The organism is Sinorhizobium glycinis (assembly GCF_001651865.1).
GTDB lineage: Bacteria > Pseudomonadota > Alphaproteobacteria > Rhizobiales > Rhizobiaceae > Sinorhizobium > Sinorhizobium glycinis.
The window spans coordinates 1,174,116-1,190,744 of record NZ_LPUX01000053.1 but is presented as its reverse complement, the minus strand read 5'-3'; the positions used below and the strand labels follow the sequence as shown (position 1 = coordinate 1,190,744).

17 protein-coding genes are annotated in these 16,629 nt (G+C 63.3%); 8 read left to right on the top strand and 9 right to left on the bottom strand.

The genetic code is table 11. The features are described 5' to 3' along the window. Positions 1 to 256: 256 nt before the first annotated feature. Genes AU381_RS10385 through AU381_RS10375 form a run of 3 tightly spaced genes read right to left on the bottom strand, consistent with a single transcriptional unit; the run spans position 257 to position 2,995 of the window. A complete protein-coding gene (locus AU381_RS10385; RefSeq protein ID WP_064241624.1) occupies positions 257 to 1,132 on the bottom strand; it encodes an SDR family oxidoreductase in 876 nt (291 codons plus the stop codon). Further along, on the bottom strand, positions 1,120 to 2,292 hold the full coding sequence (queG, locus tag AU381_RS10380) for a tRNA epoxyqueuosine(34) reductase QueG (RefSeq protein WP_064241623.1): 1,173 nt from the start codon (positions 2,290 to 2,292) through the stop codon (positions 1,120 to 1,122). The genes AU381_RS10385 and queG overlap by 13 nt, the downstream gene beginning before the upstream one ends. A gap of 10 nt (positions 2,293 to 2,302) precedes the next feature. Next, on the bottom strand, positions 2,303 to 2,995 hold the full coding sequence (locus AU381_RS10375; protein ID WP_064241622.1) for a glutathione S-transferase family protein: 693 nt from the start codon (positions 2,993 to 2,995) through the stop codon (positions 2,303 to 2,305). 259 nt (positions 2,996 to 3,254) lie between these two features. On the opposite strand from AU381_RS10375, the gene AU381_RS10370 reads away from it, so the two are divergent. Then, entirely contained in the window at positions 3,255 to 4,061 is an 807-nt protein-coding gene (locus AU381_RS10370) for an undecaprenyl-diphosphate phosphatase (RefSeq protein WP_064241621.1), read from the top strand. A 272-nt stretch (positions 4,062 to 4,333) separates the two neighbouring features. Here the strand turns inward: AU381_RS10370 and AU381_RS30280 are convergent, their stop codons facing one another. The 6 genes from AU381_RS30280 to dnaN all read right to left on the bottom strand — a co-directional run bounded on the left by AU381_RS30280 (position 4,334) and on the right by dnaN (position 9,394). Then, positions 4,334 to 4,495, bottom strand: coding sequence for a hypothetical protein (locus AU381_RS30280; RefSeq protein WP_012710132.1), 162 nt, complete (start codon positions 4,493 to 4,495; stop codon positions 4,334 to 4,336). Between the two features lie 239 nt (positions 4,496 to 4,734). Beyond that, positions 4,735 to 5,715, bottom strand: coding sequence for a complex I NDUFA9 subunit family protein (locus AU381_RS10365; RefSeq protein WP_064241620.1), 981 nt, complete (start codon positions 5,713 to 5,715; stop codon positions 4,735 to 4,737). A gap of 298 nt (positions 5,716 to 6,013) precedes the next feature. Continuing rightward, a complete protein-coding gene (locus tag AU381_RS10360) occupies positions 6,014 to 6,301 on the bottom strand; it encodes a DUF1330 domain-containing protein (protein WP_064241619.1) in 288 nt (95 codons plus the stop codon). 127 nt (positions 6,302 to 6,428) lie between these two features. Further along, entirely contained in the window at positions 6,429 to 7,133 is a 705-nt protein-coding gene (pyrF, locus tag AU381_RS10355; protein ID WP_064241618.1) for an orotidine-5'-phosphate decarboxylase, read from the bottom strand. Between the two features lie 227 nt (positions 7,134 to 7,360). After that, complete coding sequence (pmtA, locus tag AU381_RS10350; RefSeq protein WP_064241617.1) at positions 7,361 to 7,963, bottom strand: phospholipid N-methyltransferase PmtA; 603 nt, start codon at positions 7,961 to 7,963, stop codon at positions 7,361 to 7,363. A gap of 312 nt (positions 7,964 to 8,275) precedes the next feature. Continuing rightward, positions 8,276 to 9,394 carry a DNA polymerase III subunit beta gene (gene dnaN, locus AU381_RS10345; protein ID WP_064241616.1) on the bottom strand — a complete coding sequence of 373 codons (1,119 nt, stop codon included), beginning with the start codon at positions 9,392 to 9,394 and terminating at the stop codon, positions 8,276 to 8,278. A 230-nt stretch (positions 9,395 to 9,624) separates the two neighbouring features. On the opposite strand from dnaN, the gene rsmI reads away from it, so the two are divergent. The 7 genes from rsmI to AU381_RS10310 all read left to right on the top strand — a co-directional run bounded on the left by rsmI (position 9,625) and on the right by AU381_RS10310 (position 16,594). After that, positions 9,625 to 10,572, top strand: coding sequence for a 16S rRNA (cytidine(1402)-2'-O)-methyltransferase (gene rsmI, locus AU381_RS10340; RefSeq protein ID WP_064241615.1), 948 nt, complete (start codon positions 9,625 to 9,627; stop codon positions 10,570 to 10,572). Then, entirely contained in the window at positions 10,562 to 10,930 is a 369-nt protein-coding gene (locus tag AU381_RS10335) for a YraN family protein (protein WP_064241614.1), read from the top strand. Before rsmI ends, AU381_RS10335 begins: the two co-directional genes overlap by 11 nt. Positions 10,931 to 11,037: 107 nt before the next feature. Continuing rightward, positions 11,038 to 12,336 (top strand): extracellular solute-binding protein, encoded by a 1,299-nt coding sequence (locus tag AU381_RS10330; RefSeq protein ID WP_064241613.1) that lies wholly within the window; start codon positions 11,038 to 11,040, stop codon positions 12,334 to 12,336. Positions 12,337 to 12,459: 123 nt separating this feature from the next. Continuing rightward, positions 12,460 to 13,380 carry an ABC transporter permease subunit gene (locus AU381_RS10325; protein WP_064241612.1) on the top strand — a complete coding sequence of 307 codons (921 nt, stop codon included), beginning with the start codon at positions 12,460 to 12,462 and terminating at the stop codon, positions 13,378 to 13,380. A gap of 10 nt (positions 13,381 to 13,390) precedes the next feature. Then, entirely contained in the window at positions 13,391 to 14,233 is an 843-nt protein-coding gene (gene ugpE / locus AU381_RS10320; RefSeq protein ID WP_064241611.1) for a sn-glycerol-3-phosphate ABC transporter permease UgpE, read from the top strand. Positions 14,234 to 14,477: 244 nt separating this feature from the next. Then, the gene (gene ugpC, locus AU381_RS10315; protein ID WP_064241610.1) at positions 14,478 to 15,605 is read left to right on the top strand and encodes a sn-glycerol-3-phosphate ABC transporter ATP-binding protein UgpC; all 1,128 of its coding nucleotides are present in this window, start codon (positions 14,478 to 14,480) and stop codon (positions 15,603 to 15,605) included. Beyond that, complete coding sequence (locus AU381_RS10310) at positions 15,602 to 16,594, top strand: endonuclease/exonuclease/phosphatase family protein (protein ID WP_064241609.1); 993 nt, start codon at positions 15,602 to 15,604, stop codon at positions 16,592 to 16,594. The genes ugpC and AU381_RS10310 overlap by 4 nt, the downstream gene beginning before the upstream one ends. Positions 16,595 to 16,629: the final 35 nt, after the last annotated feature.

The window sequence follows — 16,629 nt, the reverse complement described above, 5'->3', positions numbered from 1 at the left end:
TTGCCTTTGGTTCCGTGCAGCTGCCAAGCGAATGTAAAAAATCATTTAAAATTTCGATTCGCGTGCATCTTGGCGCATTTCTATCATGAAACACCGGACTTATCGCTTAGGTTGCAGATCGTTGTCCAAGTATAAGGCGAATTATGGCAGCATGCGGCAGTCAAGCCGAGTCACCCGGATCCATTACTTTCGGATGATCTCAGGACATGCTTTTGGCAGGGGGTGATATTCTGATAGGAGTATTGCCGAGTTGGATCTATTCACCGCGCCAAGTGCCGCTCGCCCATAACTGTGCAAGCGAGACGCGATAATTCGGGAAGGCGAATTCGAAGCCGGCCTGGCGCAGCCGTCGGTTGGAGACGCGCTTGTTCTCGCCATAGAAGGAGCGCGCCATCGGCGACATGTCGGCGGTGTCAAAGGGAATTTCTGCCGGCGGCTCGACGCCCATCAGCCGGGCGGCCTCGGCCACCACGTCCTGCGGCGGCCCCGGCTCGTCGTCGGTGACGTTGAAGATCCCGCCCATGCCGCGGCCGGCGAGGAAGGCGGCTGCCGAGCCGATATCCTCGACGCGGATGCGATTGAAGACCTGGTTCGGCTTCACGACGCGGCGCGCCGTGCCTTCGGCAAGATTGCGGAAGGCATTGCGGCCAGGTCCGTAGATGCCGGCAAGCCGAAGCACGGCGACGGGAACGCCGTGCCGGGCGCCATGGTCGAGCCAGGCGTTTTCCGCCTCGACCCGTTCCCTCGAGCGCTGCGAGACCGGCTTTATCGGCGTCTCTTCGCTGACCCAGCCGCCGCCGTGGTCGCCGTAGACGCCGACGGTGGAGAGATAACCGACCCAGCGAAGATTCGGCAGGAGTTCGTCGAGCGCCGGCGTGCCGGTGCGAAACATTGGGTCGCCGTCACGCCCGGGCGCAATCGACTGGACGAGGTGCGTCGCCTTGCCCATCGCCGCGGCGAGCTCCGGAGAAATTTCGTCACCGTCGAAGAGCAGCGGTTCGATGCCGGCCGCGCGAAGTGCCGCAAGCTTGTCCGGCGATCGGGTCGTCCCCGTTACCGACTGCGCATCGGGCGCAAGCGCCTTCGCGATGGCCGTGCCGGAATAGCCGGCTCCCAGTATCAGGACATGCATCGGCTCACTCCTGCCATTTGCCATTCCGCAAGCACCTCATCGTCGCTTTCCTGCTCGCACTCGCTCGCAAAGGCGGCGAGCTCGTCCGCCGCCATCAGCCGCGAAAGCGCCCAGACCGCCATCGCCCGGACGGTCGGGGAGGCATCACGCGCCAAGGCCTTGCAGGCGGGTACGAACCTCTCTTCACCGGAATTGCCGGCGGCGATCAAGACATTTCTGACGAAGCGGTCGCGGCCGATGCGTTTCACCGGGGAGCCGGAAAACAGGCTGCGGAAGGCGGCGTCGTCGAGCGTCAGCAGGGCGGCGAGTTCCGGTTCCTTGAGGTCTTCCCGCGCCGTGAGCTTCATCTCGGAGGCCGAGCGCGCGAACTTGTTCCACGGACAGACCGCCAGACAGTCGTCGCAGCCATAGATGCGGTTGCCGATCAATGGGCGTAGTTCGGGGTCGATCGGCCCCTTGTGCTCGATCGTGAGGTAGGAGATGCAGCGCCGTGCATCGATCTGATAGGGCGCCGGGAAGGCGCCGGTCGGACAGGCGTCGAGACAGGCCCGGCAGGAGCCGCAATGGTCGCGCTCGGGCACGTCGATGTCGAGATCGGCGGTCGTGAAGAGGCTGCCGAGGAAGAGCCAGGAGCCGAATTCGCGGCTGACGAGATTGGTGTGCTTGCCCTGCCAGCCGATGCCGGCCTTTTCCGCGAGCGGCTTTTCCATGACCGGGGCGGTGTCGACGAAGACCTTCACGTCCTCGCCGGCGCGCGCGGCAAAGCGCGTGGCGATCTCCTTCAGCCGCCCTTTGACGACGTCGTGATAGTCGCGGTTCTGCGCATAGACGGAAATCGCGCCTCGGTCCCGCTTCGCGAGGATTGCCAGCGGATCGGTGTCGGGACCGTAATTCATGCCGAAGAGGACGATCGAGCGGACTTCGCTCCACAGCACGCGCGGATCGGAGCGCCGCTCCGCCGTCTCGGACAGCCATTCCATCGTGCCGTGGCAGCCGGCTTCAAGGAACTGCCGGAGCCGACCCGGCGCCTCAGGAATCGCGTCCGGCCGGGTCATCCGACAGAGGTCGAAGCCCTTGGCCGCGGCTTCCTCTTTCAGGAAGGCGGTGAGCGTCCGTCGTTTCCTGTCCTGGTTCCCCGCTTTGGCAGCGTCGCCAGGCATGGTGGTTTCCTTAGAAATCGAGATCCGCATAATGGGAAACGGGGGTTACACCGCGCACCCGCTCGGCAAGCAGCGGGCGGAAGGACGGCCGGGATTTCAGCCGCTGGTACCATTCCTTGGCGGTCGGCGCGTCGGACCAGTCGATTTCGCCAAGGTAGTCCAGCACCGAGGTCGCCGCGGCCGCCGCGAGGTCGGCATAGGAGATCCGGTCGCCGGCAAGCCAGGGGCGCGAGCCGGCGAGCCAGGAGAGATACTTCATGTGCTGGCGGATATTGTTGCGCGAGGTCCGGAGGATCTTCGAATCCGGTGCGCCGCCTCCCTGGTCCGGCGTCATCTGCAGCTTGAAGATGCGCTCGCGCACCAGCGGCCGGGTCACGTCGGCCTCCATCTTCTGCAGGAACCATTCGGTGAGCCGGCGGATCTCGGCCCGCTGGAACGGATCCTCCGCCAGGAGCCGGCGATCGCGCTTCATGATGCCGCTCGTCTCGTCGAGATACTCCGAGATGATCGTCGCGCCGCAAAGCGCCCGCATGCTGTCATCCACATAGACCGGCAGGGTCCCGGCCGGATTCAGTGCCAGGAAGTCGCGCCGGTTTTCCCAGGGCTGTTCCTCGCTCAATTCCGTCTGATAGCCATATTCTGAGAGAATAAGGCGTACGAACCGAGAGGCGGAGGACATGGGGTGATGATACAGTGTCGGCATCGATGATCGGATTGCAGCTGTTTTTCGGGGATCTACAGCGCCGTGCGTCTTTTCAGACGCACAAAGGACGCTGTAGCACTTTGAATCGCTGCATGTTCTGGTCCTTAAATCGGCTCGATTTAAGGAAACATGCAGTAGGCGTCGCGGCTTATGCAACTGGCCACGGCTTCATACAACGAGCTATAGGTAGTTGCGGTGGCAAACACAAGAGAATCGACTTTCTCCTCCCAACTCCCAGTATATCAGGAACATCTTATAAATGGCGGATCAATCGATCATCAGCGCGCTCGTTCTCGGGCTCATAGAAGGACTGACGGAGTTCATCCCCGTCTCGTCGACGGCGCATGTGCTTCTTGCCGGACACTTCCTCGGCTTCAAGTCGCCCGGTAACACATTCGCCGTGCTCATTCAGCTCGGCGCCATCCTCGCCATCCTGCTCGTCTATTTTCAGAAGCTGCTGTCGATCGCGCTGGCCCTGCCGACGAGCGCCAAGGCGCGGCGCTTCGTCATCTCGGTGCTCATCGCCTTCCTGCCGGCGGCGCTGATCGGCGCGGCGGCGCACGGCTTCATCAAGTCGGTCCTGTTCGAGACGCCGATGCTGATCTGCGTCGTGCTGATCGTCGGCGGCGTCATCCTCTATGTGATCGACCGCCTGCCGCTGGCGCCGCGCTATACCGACGTCTTCGACTACCCGCCCTCGCTGGCGCTGAAGATCGGCCTCTTCCAGTGCCTGGCGATGATCCCGGGCACCTCGCGCTCCGGCGCGACGATCGCCGGAGCCCTTTTGATGGGAACCGACAAGCGTTCGGCGGCCGAGTTCTCCTTCTTCCTCGCCATGCCGACCATGGTCGGCGCCTTCACGATCGATCTCTACAAGAACCGGGACGCGCTCTCCTTCGACGACATCACCGTCATCGGCATCGGCTTTATCGCCGCCTTCGTCGCGGGGATCTTCGTCGTGCGCTCGCTACTCGATTTCGTCTCGCATCGCGGCTTCACGCCCTTCGCGATCTGGCGCATCGTCGTCGGCACGGCGGGGCTGGTCGGGCTGTGGTTGGCTGGGTAGACTCGGCCCTTGCGAGCCGCTCTGCCATAGATTCGCCCCTCACCCTAACCCTCTCCCCGCACGCGGGGAGAGTGGATTTTAGAGCGTGCCGCGAGTCTCCTTCGCCCCGCCTGCGGGGAGAAGGTGGCCGGCAGGCCGGATGAGGGGGCACGCGAACAGACAGAAAACTCAGAAACAAAAAAGCCGCATGCGTTTCTCGCGAAACGCATGCGGCCCCTGGCCCCCGCCAATGAACTCAAAATGTCTGCCTCAAACCGAGGCAGTTGACCGGCTTACCAGCCGGAAGCCCCGATCGACGCCGTCGTGCACGGGTCGACGCCATAGGCCGGCGTGCAGCCCTTGCTGCTGCTCGCCACAGTACCCGGTGCGATGAATGAGCCAGCCAGAATGATCAGTGCCGCAGACGCAAAAAAGATTGCGATCGACTTGCCCATGGGAAGTTGTGCCTTTCGACTATGATGTTGTCACCGCCTGCGCTCGCCGCGCCGTGGGTGCGAGCGGTGTTTATTCGCCGGGCGTGTCATGATCAATATCAGGACATGCTGAATCTGCGGTAAACACCATTCCCGGTTCCGACTGCGGCAGAACTGCAACGCTGTTGCATCAGCGCCACAAGCAAAAGCCGCCGGAGGGACCGGCGGCTGGAATCGAATGGTCCCGCTCGCGGGGGCGATCAGGCGGCGCGACCGCCGCGCGTATACTGCCCCTGGGGGCGAAAGCGGACCAGATAGGTCGGCAGGATCGAGTCGAGCAATGTCGGCTCGATGCCGATGCCGGGGAGCGTCCGGCCTTCCGCTTCGGCCGCCGCGGAGACGACATTGTCGGACTTCAGCAACACAACCTGGTCGGCGGTGATCGGCGGCGCGATGAAGGGCACGAGCGACGCGACGCTGCCGAGAAGCGATGCGATGCCGAAGGGGATCGACACGAAGGAACGCTTGCGATCGATCGTGTCGAGCATGACCTCGAGACATTCGCGGAACGACAGGACCTGCGCCCCGCCGAGTTCATAGATCGTCCCGCCCTTGAGCTTCCCGTCGACGGCGCGGGCGACCGCTTCGGCGACATCCGTCACATAGACCGGCTGGAATTTCGTCTGGCCGCCGCCGATCAGAGGCAGGGCGGGCGAGAAGCGCGCCATGTTGGCGAACTTGTTGAAGAAGTCGTCCTCGGGCCCGAAGATGATCGACGGCCGCAGGATGACTGCGTCGGGAACGGTTTCGAGGATGGCGATCTCGGCCCGGCCCTTGGTGCGGGCGTATTTCGATTCGGAATTCGTGTTGGCGCCGATCGCCGAAATATGCGTCAACGTCGCACCGGCCGCGCGGGCGGCTTCCGCGACGGCCCGGGCGCCGAAATCCTGGACGGCGTCGAAGGTGTTGCGGCCGCTCTCGAAGAGCACGCCGACGCAGTTGATCACGTGGTCGGCACCCTCGATGGCGCGATCGACGGACCTGCGGTAGCGCAGGTTGGCCTGGACGAAGGAAATCTGGCCCATGGTGCCGAGCGGCTGGAGATGGCCTGCAAGGTCCGGCCGGCGCACCGCGACGCGAATGCGGTAGCCTCGCTTGGCGAGCGCGCGAACCACATGACGGCCGACGAATCCGGATCCGCCGAAAATCGTCACCAGCGGCGGAAGGTTGGACAAGGTCATGGAAAGCGCACTCCTGAAGTCGTTGGCAAGAATTGCTTGCTACATAGCCGAAGCGGCGGGCAAGGTGAAGGCCATTCCGCTGCAGGCGCCGCCAGCCAGGTTCACCCCTCCCCACAAGGGGGATGGGCCACGATGCCGCTGCCTCAGCACACCATTCAGGCCGTTGCCGCCTGTGGCAGCGTTGGAGAGGGCGAAGGCCTGTGCCACGACTAAGACCCTCCCTCTTGTGGGGAGGGGTTGGGAGGGGTCCTGCCCCCCCCGGACGCCACCCGCGTCCGCTCGAGCAGTTCCGGCGTCCTCAGACGCCCTCCACCACGACCATCTCGGCATCGGCGACCTCCTGGCGGATGGCCGCGGCGATCTGATATTCCGGGGAATTGTAGCAGTCGATCGCGGCCTGCAGGGAAGGAAATTCGATCACCACGTTGCGGGCGCGCACGGCGCCCTCCAGCCGGCGGTAAGCTCCGCCACGCGCCAGGAAAATGGCGCCGTATTTCTCGAAGGCGGGCTTCGCGGCCGCCACATAGTCCTTGTAGCGTTCGGCGTCTCTGATATCGACCCGAGCAATCCAGTATCCCTTGGCCATTTACGAGTTCCTCGCCTCTCTCGAAAAGTACAGACGGGATCGTTACTTCCGGCAATTCTTGGTCGAGGTCAAGCGCACCGGCAGACGAGAAGTCGAAAAGCCACGATCGGTCGCCGCCTCGGCCCTATCAACCGGAGAGCGCGCTTTCCATTTCGGCGAGGATGATGCGGCTGGCAGCCAACGGATCGGCGGCCTTGACGATCGGCCGGGCGACGACGAGGTGGCTCGACCCGGCGCGGATCGCCTCGGCCGGTGTCATCACCCGTTTCTGGTCGCCTTTCTCCGCACCGGCGGGGCGGATGCCGGGCGTCACCACCGCCATCTCCGCGCCGATGACGCGGCGGACCGCGGCGGCCTCCTCCGCCGAACAGACGATGCCGCCCATGCCGGCGGCGCGCGCCTGTTCGGCGCGGCGCAGCACCAGGCTCTGCGGATCCGAGCCGTAGCCGGCATCGATGACATCCTGCGCGTCCATCGAGGTCAGCACCGTGACGCCGAGCAGGCAGAGATCGGAGCCTTTCGCCGCTTCGACGGCCGCCTTCATCGCCTTCGGATAGGCGTGCAGCGTCAGCATCGACATGCCCATCCTGGCGATGTTCTCGACGCCCTTCGCCACCGTGTTGTCGATGTCGAGCAGCTTCATGTCGAGAAAGACCTTCTTGCCGCTCGCGGCGAGATCGCGGGCGAATTCCAGGCCGCCAGCGAAGGCGAGCTGATAGCCGATCTTGTAGAAGGCGACCTCGTCGCCAAGCGTCGAGACGATCCTCTCCGCCTCGGCGATCGTAGGAATATCGAGGCCGACGATCAGCCGGTCGCGCGCGCTTGTGCTCATGTCGAGATCACCCCTGCCAAAACTCCACTGCATGGTTCTCTAAATCTCGTGGATTTAGGGATAAAACCATGCAGCGATTCAAAGTTCACAGCGACCTTTGTGCGCCTAAAGCGCACGGCGCTGTGCTGGCGTCCAGTCGCATGTGACGACGCGATCCGCAAGACGGCAGACTCGATCTTGACTTGCGGGTGCGTGATATAGATCCCCAACACGGGCGGGCCGGCCGTCTAATGAGCCTTGCTATAGATCCAGAGCTGAGCCGGCGGGATGTTTCTGACGACGAAATCGAAGTGCTGGATGCGATAGCGATCCGGCATGGCGACGACCGGCGACATCGGCCCGTAGGAGATCTGAACGACCGGGCGCCCGAAGGGGATGCGCGAGAGCAGGTCATCGATCAGCTCGACGCGGCGGTGCATCGGGAAGTTCAGGAGCGGTACCGCGGAGACGACGCTGTCGAACTGCTGGCCGCTCAGCGCGCCGAGCGTGCGCGAAAGGTCGAAGGCGTCGCCGTTGATGAAGTTCACGCCGGCGAAATTCTCTTTCAATTGCTTGAAGAATTCTGTCGAGTATTCGATGGACACCAGCTTTTCAGGGGAGATGCCGCGCTCGAGGATCGCCTTGGTGATCACGCCAGTTCCCGGGCCGAGCTCGAGGACCGGCAGGCCGGAGCGGGGGTTGACGACGCTCGCCATGCGCCGCGCCGTCACTGCGGATGTCGGCAGGATCGCGCCGACCGCTCGGGTGTTGCTCATCCAGCCCTTGAAGAAGCGAATCTCTTCGTCGAACTTCTGACCGAATTTTTCCTTCACCTTCAGGCGCAGACTCATCGAATCCCCTCGGCTTCATTGTTCCATGGCAATGGGCGCGTCACCGCATATCGGCGGCCCGCGTGAGTGTCTGCTCATAATGTGCTCCCATCTGCGGCGAAAACAAGTCTGCCTGCGTCTAAAAGCGACACTTTATCAACAAGCAGCGACGGATGGGCGAATGAAAAACCCGCCAGCAGACAGCATGGCGGGTTTCCATCCTATATCGTCCCACTGCATGCTAAATCGCCGCCAATTAAAGGACGAAAACGTGCGGCAATTCAAAGCGCGACAGCGACTTTTGCGCGTCTGATCAAGACGCGCGGCGCGGTTTCAGACGCGCATCGGCATGAGCACGTAGAGCGCGTCGTCCGCCGCGAGGTCGCGCACCAGCGTCGGCGAACCCGGATCGGCCAGCATGAAGACCGCCTCGTTGCCGGTAAGCTGGGCGGTGATGTCGAGAAGATATTTGGCGTTGAAGCCGATTTCGATCGGGTCGGCCTCGTAGCCGACCGGCAATTCCTCCGTTGCGCTACCGGAATCCGGATTGTTGACGGTCAGCGTCATCTGGCCGTCGGTGAGCGCCAGCTTGACGGCCCGGCCGCGTTCGGAGGAGATCGTCGAGACCCGGTCGACGGCTTGCGCGAAGGACTGGCAGTCGACGCGCAGCTCCTTGTCGTTGCCGGCCGGAATCACCCGCTGATAGTCCGGGAAGGTGCCGTCGATCAGTTTCGAAGTCATGACGATCGAGCCGATCGTCAGGCGGATCTTCGCGTCCGAGACCTCGACCGTGACGACCACGTCCGGATTGTCGAGCAGCTTCTGCAATTCGCTGACGGTCTTGCGCGGAATGATGATGCCCGGCATCCCCTCGGAGCCGGCCGGCGCCTCGATATCGGCGCGGGCGAGGCGATGGCCGTCGGTCGCGACAGCGCGCAGCTTGAGCTCACCCTTGTTCTCCACCGTGTGGACGAAGATGCCGTTGAGATAGTAGCGCGTTTCCTCCGTCGAGATCGCGAACTGCGTCCTGTCGATCAGCATCTTCAGGTCCGTCGCCTTGGCGCGGAAGGAATGCGAGAAGCTGCCGGCCGTAAGATCCGGGAAATCCGATTGCGGCAGGCATTGCAGCGAGAACTTGGAGCGGCCCGAGGCGACCGTCATCGCCGTGCCCTCGGCATTGGTGGCGAGCAGCACCTCCGAACCGTCCGGCAGCTTGCGGACGATGTCGTAGAGCAGATGCGCCGGAACGGTCGTGGCGCCGGCCTGTTCCACCTGCGCCGGCGTCGCCTCGGTGATCTCGAGATCGAGGTCGGTCGCCTTCATTTCGAGGCTGGCGCCGTCTGAGCGCAGAAGCACGTTCGAGAGGATCGGGATGGTGTTGCGCCGTTCGACCACGCGGTGGACATGGTTCAGCGATTTCAAAAGGTTGGACCGCTCGAGAGTAATGCGCATGGGATGCTACCGCTTTCAACCATTGCCGGGCGGGGGGCGCCCGCCGCAGCGTCAAACTGCGTGTGTCCCGGCCGGCGGCCGGAGCGATTGGACGGGCAAAATGGCAGAAAAATTGCCGCGAAAGCAAGCGGTTTCGCGGGCTTTTCCCAAATGCAGGCGCCTTGCCGGGCCGGGCGCCCTTGCCCTGCGCTTGCCGCTCACTCATAAAGGGCGCAAACCGGCAAGCCGGCATGAGCGGGAACATGGCGTTGGACAAGCAGCAATCGACCGAGGCGGCGGAGAGGGGTAGGGACCGCAGCTTCCGCCTGCACAATGCAAGCGTTCCGGCGCGCCCGCTGGAGGCGGCGCTCTATCTGGTGGCGACGCCGATCGGCAACCTCGCCGACATCACCCTGAGAGCGCTCGAGACGATCGCCGGCGCCGATCTGCTCGCCTGCGAGGACACGCGGGTGACGCGCGTGCTGCTCGACCGCTACGGTATCGTCAATCGGCCGGTTGCCTATCATGAACACAATGCCGCCGAGGCCGGACCGCGGCTCATTGCAGCGCTCGCCGAGGGGAAATCGGTGGCGCTCGTCTCCGATGCGGGCACGCCGCTTGTCTCCGATCCCGGCTATCGTCTGGCGCAGCTCGCCATCGACGCCGGTCACCGGGTCGTTCCGATACCCGGGCCGTCGGCGCCGCTCGCGGCTCTTGTCGGTTCCGGCCTTCCGAGTGATGCCTTCCTGTTTGCCGGCTTTCTGCCCACCAAGAACAGGGCGAAGCGCAACCGCCTGAAGGAATTCGCCGGCGTGCCGGCGACGCTCCTCTTCTTCGAATCGCCGCATCGGATCGCCGCGACCGTTGCCGCCGCCGCCGAGGTTTTCGGCGAAGAGAGGCAGGCGGCGGTATGCCGCGAACTGACCAAGGCTTTCGAAGAATTCCGCCGTGGCACGCTCGGCGAGCTGAAGGCGTTTTATGAGGAAACAGCCGGCGTCAAGGGCGAGATCGTCCTCGTCATCGCTCCGCCGGACGCAAAGCCCGTGCCGGAGACTGCGGATGTGGACGCGGTGCTGAAGGAGCTCGCCCGCGACATGCCGATGGGCAAGGCTGCTACCGAGGCGGCGCGCCGGACCGGACTGCCGCGCAAGGAGCTCTACGACAGGCTGCTCGGCCTCAAGGACCGCGATGAAGGCTGAACGTCCGGACGCCCGCAAGCTGCAGGCGCTGAAACGAGGCCATCTCGCCGAATACCGCGCCGCGCTCTGCCTGATGGTCAAGGGCTACCGGATCGTCGCCATGCGCTATCGCACCAAGCTCGGCGAGATCGACATCATCGCCCGGCGCGGCGACCTGATCGCCTGCGTCGAAGTGAAGGCCCGGGCGAGCTTCGACGGGGCGGTCTTCGCCGTCTCCGATACGGCGCAACGGCGCATCCGGGCGGCAAGCGACATCTGGCTGGCGCGCCAGATGGATTTTCACCGTCTCTCGGTGCGCTACGACATCGTCGCCGTCACGCCCTGGCGCTGGCCGCGGCACCTGCCGGATGCTTTTTGACCAAACAGGCAAATTTGTAATCGTCCCGACACAAAAGCGTTACGGGCGTGTCACTGAAGGTCACTAGTCCACTGCGAACCGCAACCACGGTGAAGAGGACAGGGGACATGTCCAGAAAGCTTTCGCTTGCAGCCGTTACTTTTGCACTTACCGCGACGACGTCGCTCGCCGCGACCGACATCACCTGGTGGCACGGCATGGCCGGCCGCAACGGCGAGGTCATCAACGAAGTCGCCCAGAAATTCAACGCGTCCCAGAGCGCCTGCGCGCTGACGCCCGTCAGCAAGGGAACCTATGAGGAAGCGCTCGCCTCCGGCATCGCCGCCTTCCGCGCTGGCGAACAGCCGAACATCCTGCAGGTCTTCGACGCCGGTGCCGCAACCATCATCAACGCCAAGGGCGCCGTCATTCCAGCGGAAGACCTGATCACCAAGGCCGGCTACGCTTTCGATCGCAATGCCTTCATCGACGGCGTGCGTTATTTCTACGCCGACGCCGAAGGCAAGTTCGTCGGCATGCCGTTCAACTCGTCGGCACCGATCATGTACATCAACGACGAGGCCCTGAAGAAGGCCGGCGTCGAGGCGCCGAAGACCTGGGAAGAGTTCGAGGCGATCGCCCCGAAGCTGAAAGAGGCCGGCTACATCCCGCTCGTTCAGTCGCAGCTCACCTGGCAGTTCACCGAGAACTTCTTCTCGCGCAACAACATCCAGTTCGCCACCAACAACAACGGCTACGACAGCGTCGTCGACACCAAGCTCAAGGTCACCGACCCGAACCTCGAAATGATGTTCGAGAAGCTGAAGACCTGGAAGGACCAGGGTTACTTCGCCTTCTACGGCGCCGGCTGGAACGACAACCAGAAGGTCTTCGAAGAAGGCAAGGCAGCGCTTTGGATCGGCTCCTCCGGCTCCTTCGGCGGCCTGCAGAAAACCGCGACCATGCCCTTCTCGGCGACCTTCCTGCCCTACTGGGGCTCGATCAAGGGCGCCGGCACCAACTCCTTCATCGGCGGTGCCGCCCTCTTTGCGATGTCCGGCAAGTCGGACGAGGAAAACAAGTGCGTGGCGGACTTCTTCCAGTTCCTGACCTCGCCGGAAATCCAGTATTTCTACCATAAGTCCACCGGCTACGTTGCGATCACCAAGGCCGCCTACGAACTCGCTGAGAAGGACGGCTACTACAAGGAGAAGCCGGTCGCCGAAGTCGGCATCAAGCAGCTCCTGCTGCCGGCCGGCGAATGGTCGAAGGGCTACCGCCTCGGCTTCTATCCGCAGATCCGCGAGATCATGGAGCGCGAATACGGCCGCATCTTCTCCGGTGAGGCGACCGTGAAGGACGCTCTCGAAACGATCGAGAAGGAAGGCAACGAGCTGCTCGCCCGTTTCGCCAAGACCGCCGGCTGATCGATGAGCCAGACGAGCCCCTCACCCTGGCCCTCCACCCGCGTGCGGGGAGAGGGGAATGCAGCGTCCTACCGGACGTCCCTTCTCCCCGCAATGGCGGGGAGAAGGTGGCCGGCTGGCCGGATGAGGGGCACGTCCGGCCGTGAAGGGCAGCAGGCACCCGCCAAGCGCGTGCAGTTCTCGTCACCCTTTCTGCCCTACCTGTTTCTTGCGCCGCAGCTCGCGATCATCTTGGTGTTTTTTTATTGGCCGTCCGTCCAGGCGGTCCAGTCTTCCTTTTATCTCGAGGATCCGTTCGGCTTCGGCTCGACCTTCGTCGGCCTCACGAACTACACGGACGTTCTGAAGTCGACCGAGTATCTAGGCATCGCGCGGTTCACGGCGGTGTTCACGGCCCTCGTCACTTTCTTCGCGCTGGCGACCGGGCTCCTGCTCGCCGTGAAGGCGGATGGCGTCATCCGTGGCAATGCCGCCGACAAGACCCTGCTCATCTGGGTTTATGCGATCGCGCCGCCGGTCGCTGGACTGATCGGCATGATGTTCTTCAACCAGCATATCGGGCCGATGGTCGAACTCGCGCGCTGGTTCGGCTGGGACATCAAGGTCGGGCTCGACTATTCCGACACGGCCTTCGCCATGATCGTCGTCTCGGTCTGGAAGCAGATCCCCTACAACTTCATCTTCTTCCTCTCGGGGCTGCAGGGCATTCCGGTTTCCGTGCGCGAGGCGGCAACGCTCGACTGCCGGTCCGAGCTGCGCCGCTTTTGGACGGTGACCCTGCCGCTGCTGGCGCCGACCGCTTTCTTCCTGCTGATCATCAACACCACCTATGCCCTCTTCGACACCTTCGGCGTCATCGACGTGATGGTGAAGGACAAGGCTGCCAACAATCCGATCACCCTCGTCTACAAGGTCTACATGGATGGCTTCCGGGGCAGCGACCTCGGCGGTTCCTCGGCGCAATCGGTGATCCTGATGCTCGTCGTCCTGGTGCTCACCGTCTTCCAGTTCCGCTTCATCGAGCGGCGCGTGCATTATAATTGAGGTGGGGCCGATGCATCGCACCAGGATTATCGACCATGTCATCCTGCTCATCGGCGCCTTCATCATGGTGACGCCGGTCGTCGTCGCCTTCATGACGTCGACGCATGATGCGGCCGACATCCACCGCAACGGCCTAAGCCTGACCTGGGGCGGCCATTTTGCCGAGACCTATGAGACGGTGCTGACCCGCGAGGGCGGCTTCACCGGCAAGGTCACCGGGTTCAACATGATGATGAACTCGATGATCCTCGGCCTCGGCTTTGCGGTCGGCAAGATCGTGCTCTCGATGCTGGCAGCCTATGCGATCGTCTATTTCCGCTTTCCGCTGGCGACTTTCTTCTTCTGGGTGATCTTCACGACATTGCTGCTGCCGCTCGAGGTGCGCATCCTGCCCTCCTATGAGGTAATGAACGCGTTGAAGCTGACCAACACCTATACCGGACTGATCGTGCCGCTTCTCGCTTCGGCAACGGGCACCTTCTATTTCCGCCAGTTCTTCAAGTCGGTGCCGGACGAATTGCTGGAGGCGGCGCGGATCGATGGGGCAGGGCCGTTCAAGTTCTTCATCGACGTGCTGGTGCCGCTGTCGCGCACCATGATGGCGGCGATCTTCATCATCATGTTCGTCTACGGCTGGAACCAGTATCTCTGGCCGACGCTGATGACGACGGACGAGGGCTTCTTCACCCTGGTGCGCGGCATCAAGCAGATCCTGCTCGTCTGGGTCGGCTCCAACATTCCCGATTACAACGAGGCCTTTGCGTTGGCGATCCTCGCCATGCTGCCGCCGGTGATGATCGTCGTCATCTTCCAGCGCTGGTTCATCAAGGGCCTTACGGAAAGCGACAAATAAAGCATTTCCAGGTGAAGTGTGCAGCGGTTCGCCGTCCGGAAATGCGCAGACAAAGAGAGCATTTCCAGGCGAAGTGTGCAGCGGTTCGTCGTCCGGAAATGCGCAGACAAAGAGAGCATTTCCAGGCGAAGTGTGCAGCGGTTCGCCGTCCGGAAATGCGAACCAAAAGTGGAATGGAACGAGAAGAAGGCGAAGCGATTTGGTGATCGCTTCGCGACTTGCAATCCGCAAACGGAGGCAGCCAATGGCCGCGATTTATATCGCAGAGGTCTCGAAAATCTACACCGGCGGAGTCGAGGCCGTGAAATCCGTCTCGATCGACATCGCCGACGGCGAGTTCATCGTCCTCGTCGGGCCGTCCGGCTGCGGCAAGTCCACGCTTTTGCGCATGGTCGCCGGCCTGGAGACGATCTCCAGGGGCACCGTGACGATCGGACCCCGGGTCGTCAACACGGTCGATCCGGCCGAGCGCGACGTTGCCATGGTCTTTCAGAACTATGCGCTCTATCCGCACATGACAGTCTACGAGAACCTTGCCTACGGCCTGAGAAACCGGAAGACACCGAAGGTGGAGATCGACGCAAGGGTGGCCGAAGCCGCGCGCATGCTGGAGATCGAGCCCTATCTCGACCGCAAGCCGCGGGCGCTTTCAGGCGGCCAGCGCCAGCGCGTCGCCATGGGTCGCGCGATCGTCCGCAAACCGGCGGCCTTCCTCTTCGATGAGCCGCTCTCGAACCTCGACGCGAAGCTGCGTGTCTCGATGCGCGGCGAGATCAAGCGCTTGCAGAAGCGGCTCGGTACCACGTCGCTCTATGTGACCCACGACCAACTCGAGGCGATGACGCTCGCCGACCGGCTGGTGGTGCTGAACGGCGGCCGGATCGAGCAGATCGGCCGGCCGCTCGACGTCTATCACGCGCCGGCCTCGACCTTCGTCGCGAGCTTCATCGGTTCGCCCGCCATGAACCTCGTCAAGGGCACGCTCGCAGGCGGGCGTCTGCATATCGGCACGCACGCGATCGACCTCGACCATTCGGCGTCGGCCGAAGGCCCGGTGACTGTCGGCCTGCGCGCCGAGGACCTGCGTCTGGCCTCCGCCGGTGAGCAGGCCTTGCTCTTCCGCGTCGCCTATGTCGAGGAACTCGGGGCACAACGCCTGGTGCATGGCACGGTCGAGGAGCAGGAACTGACAATCGCATTGCCGCCGGAAGCGCCGCTTGCCAATGAGCTTGCCATCGCCGTCCCGATCGATCGTCTGCATTTCTTCTCGGCGGAGAACGGCAGCCGTCTCCACCGCCCAAGGGGGACCGGTGTTGCGGCCGGTGCTGCGCCGGCGCGCCCGCAAGCCGTGAACTTGGAGCCAGCATTGTGATCGAAGAAACCGTAGCGACGCTCACCGCGACCTCTCTGACCGACCGCGAGGGCTTTGCCCGCATGGAACGCAGCATAACCGCCCATGATGCGATCATGGCGGGGCTCGAGGCGATGAACGCGACCGAGATCGGCGGCGTGGCTTCCGCGACCGGACCGCTTGCCTTTCCCTTGACCGTTGCCGCATGGAACCTCGAGCGCTGCCTCTTTCCCGAAGAAAGCGCCGAACATCTCCGCACGACCGGCGCGGCGCTGGTCCTGCTTTCCGAGATGGACAACGGCATGGCCCGCACAGGTCAGCGCCACACGACGGCCGAGTTAGCCGACGCACTCGACATGCAATATGCCTACGGCGTCGAATTCATCGAACTCGGTCTCGGCTCGGATACCGAGCGCGAATTCTGCAAGGACGACTTCAACGAAAAAGGATTCCACGGCAACGCCTTGCTGACCTCCGGTCCGCTACGGCGCCCCTTTCTGTTGCGGCTGTGGGGAGAGCGCCTTTGGTTCACGGATGACAGCGATCAACCGCGCGTCGGCGAGCGTTGCGGCATCGGCGCCGTGATAGAGACGCAGGCCGGCCCCTTCGTCGCCGTCTCCACGCATCTGGAAAGCGCCACGACGGCGGCCTACCGCGAACGCCAGGTCAAGGAGCTGATCGAAGCGCTGGAGGACGCCTTCCCGGGACTTCCCATCCTGATCGGCGGCGATCTCAATACCGGCAACCATATTGGCGGCGATTTCGAGGCGGAGGGTCTCTTTAAGGCGAGCGCCGCACGCGGCTTCACCCGCCACGGCGGACCGATCGACCAGATGACGACGCGCCCGAGCCTGATCACCCGTTGGCCGAAGCGGGCGATGAAGCTCGACTGGTTCCTGGCACGGGGTCTGAAGATCGGCGAAAGCCGCGTCATTCCCTCGACCGACGCGTCGGGGCGTCCTCTCTCCGATCATGACCTCATCACCTGCGTCGTCGAGGGTTTCGAATAGGCTCGGTCTCCTTGCCTAAGCGAACCGGGCATTCT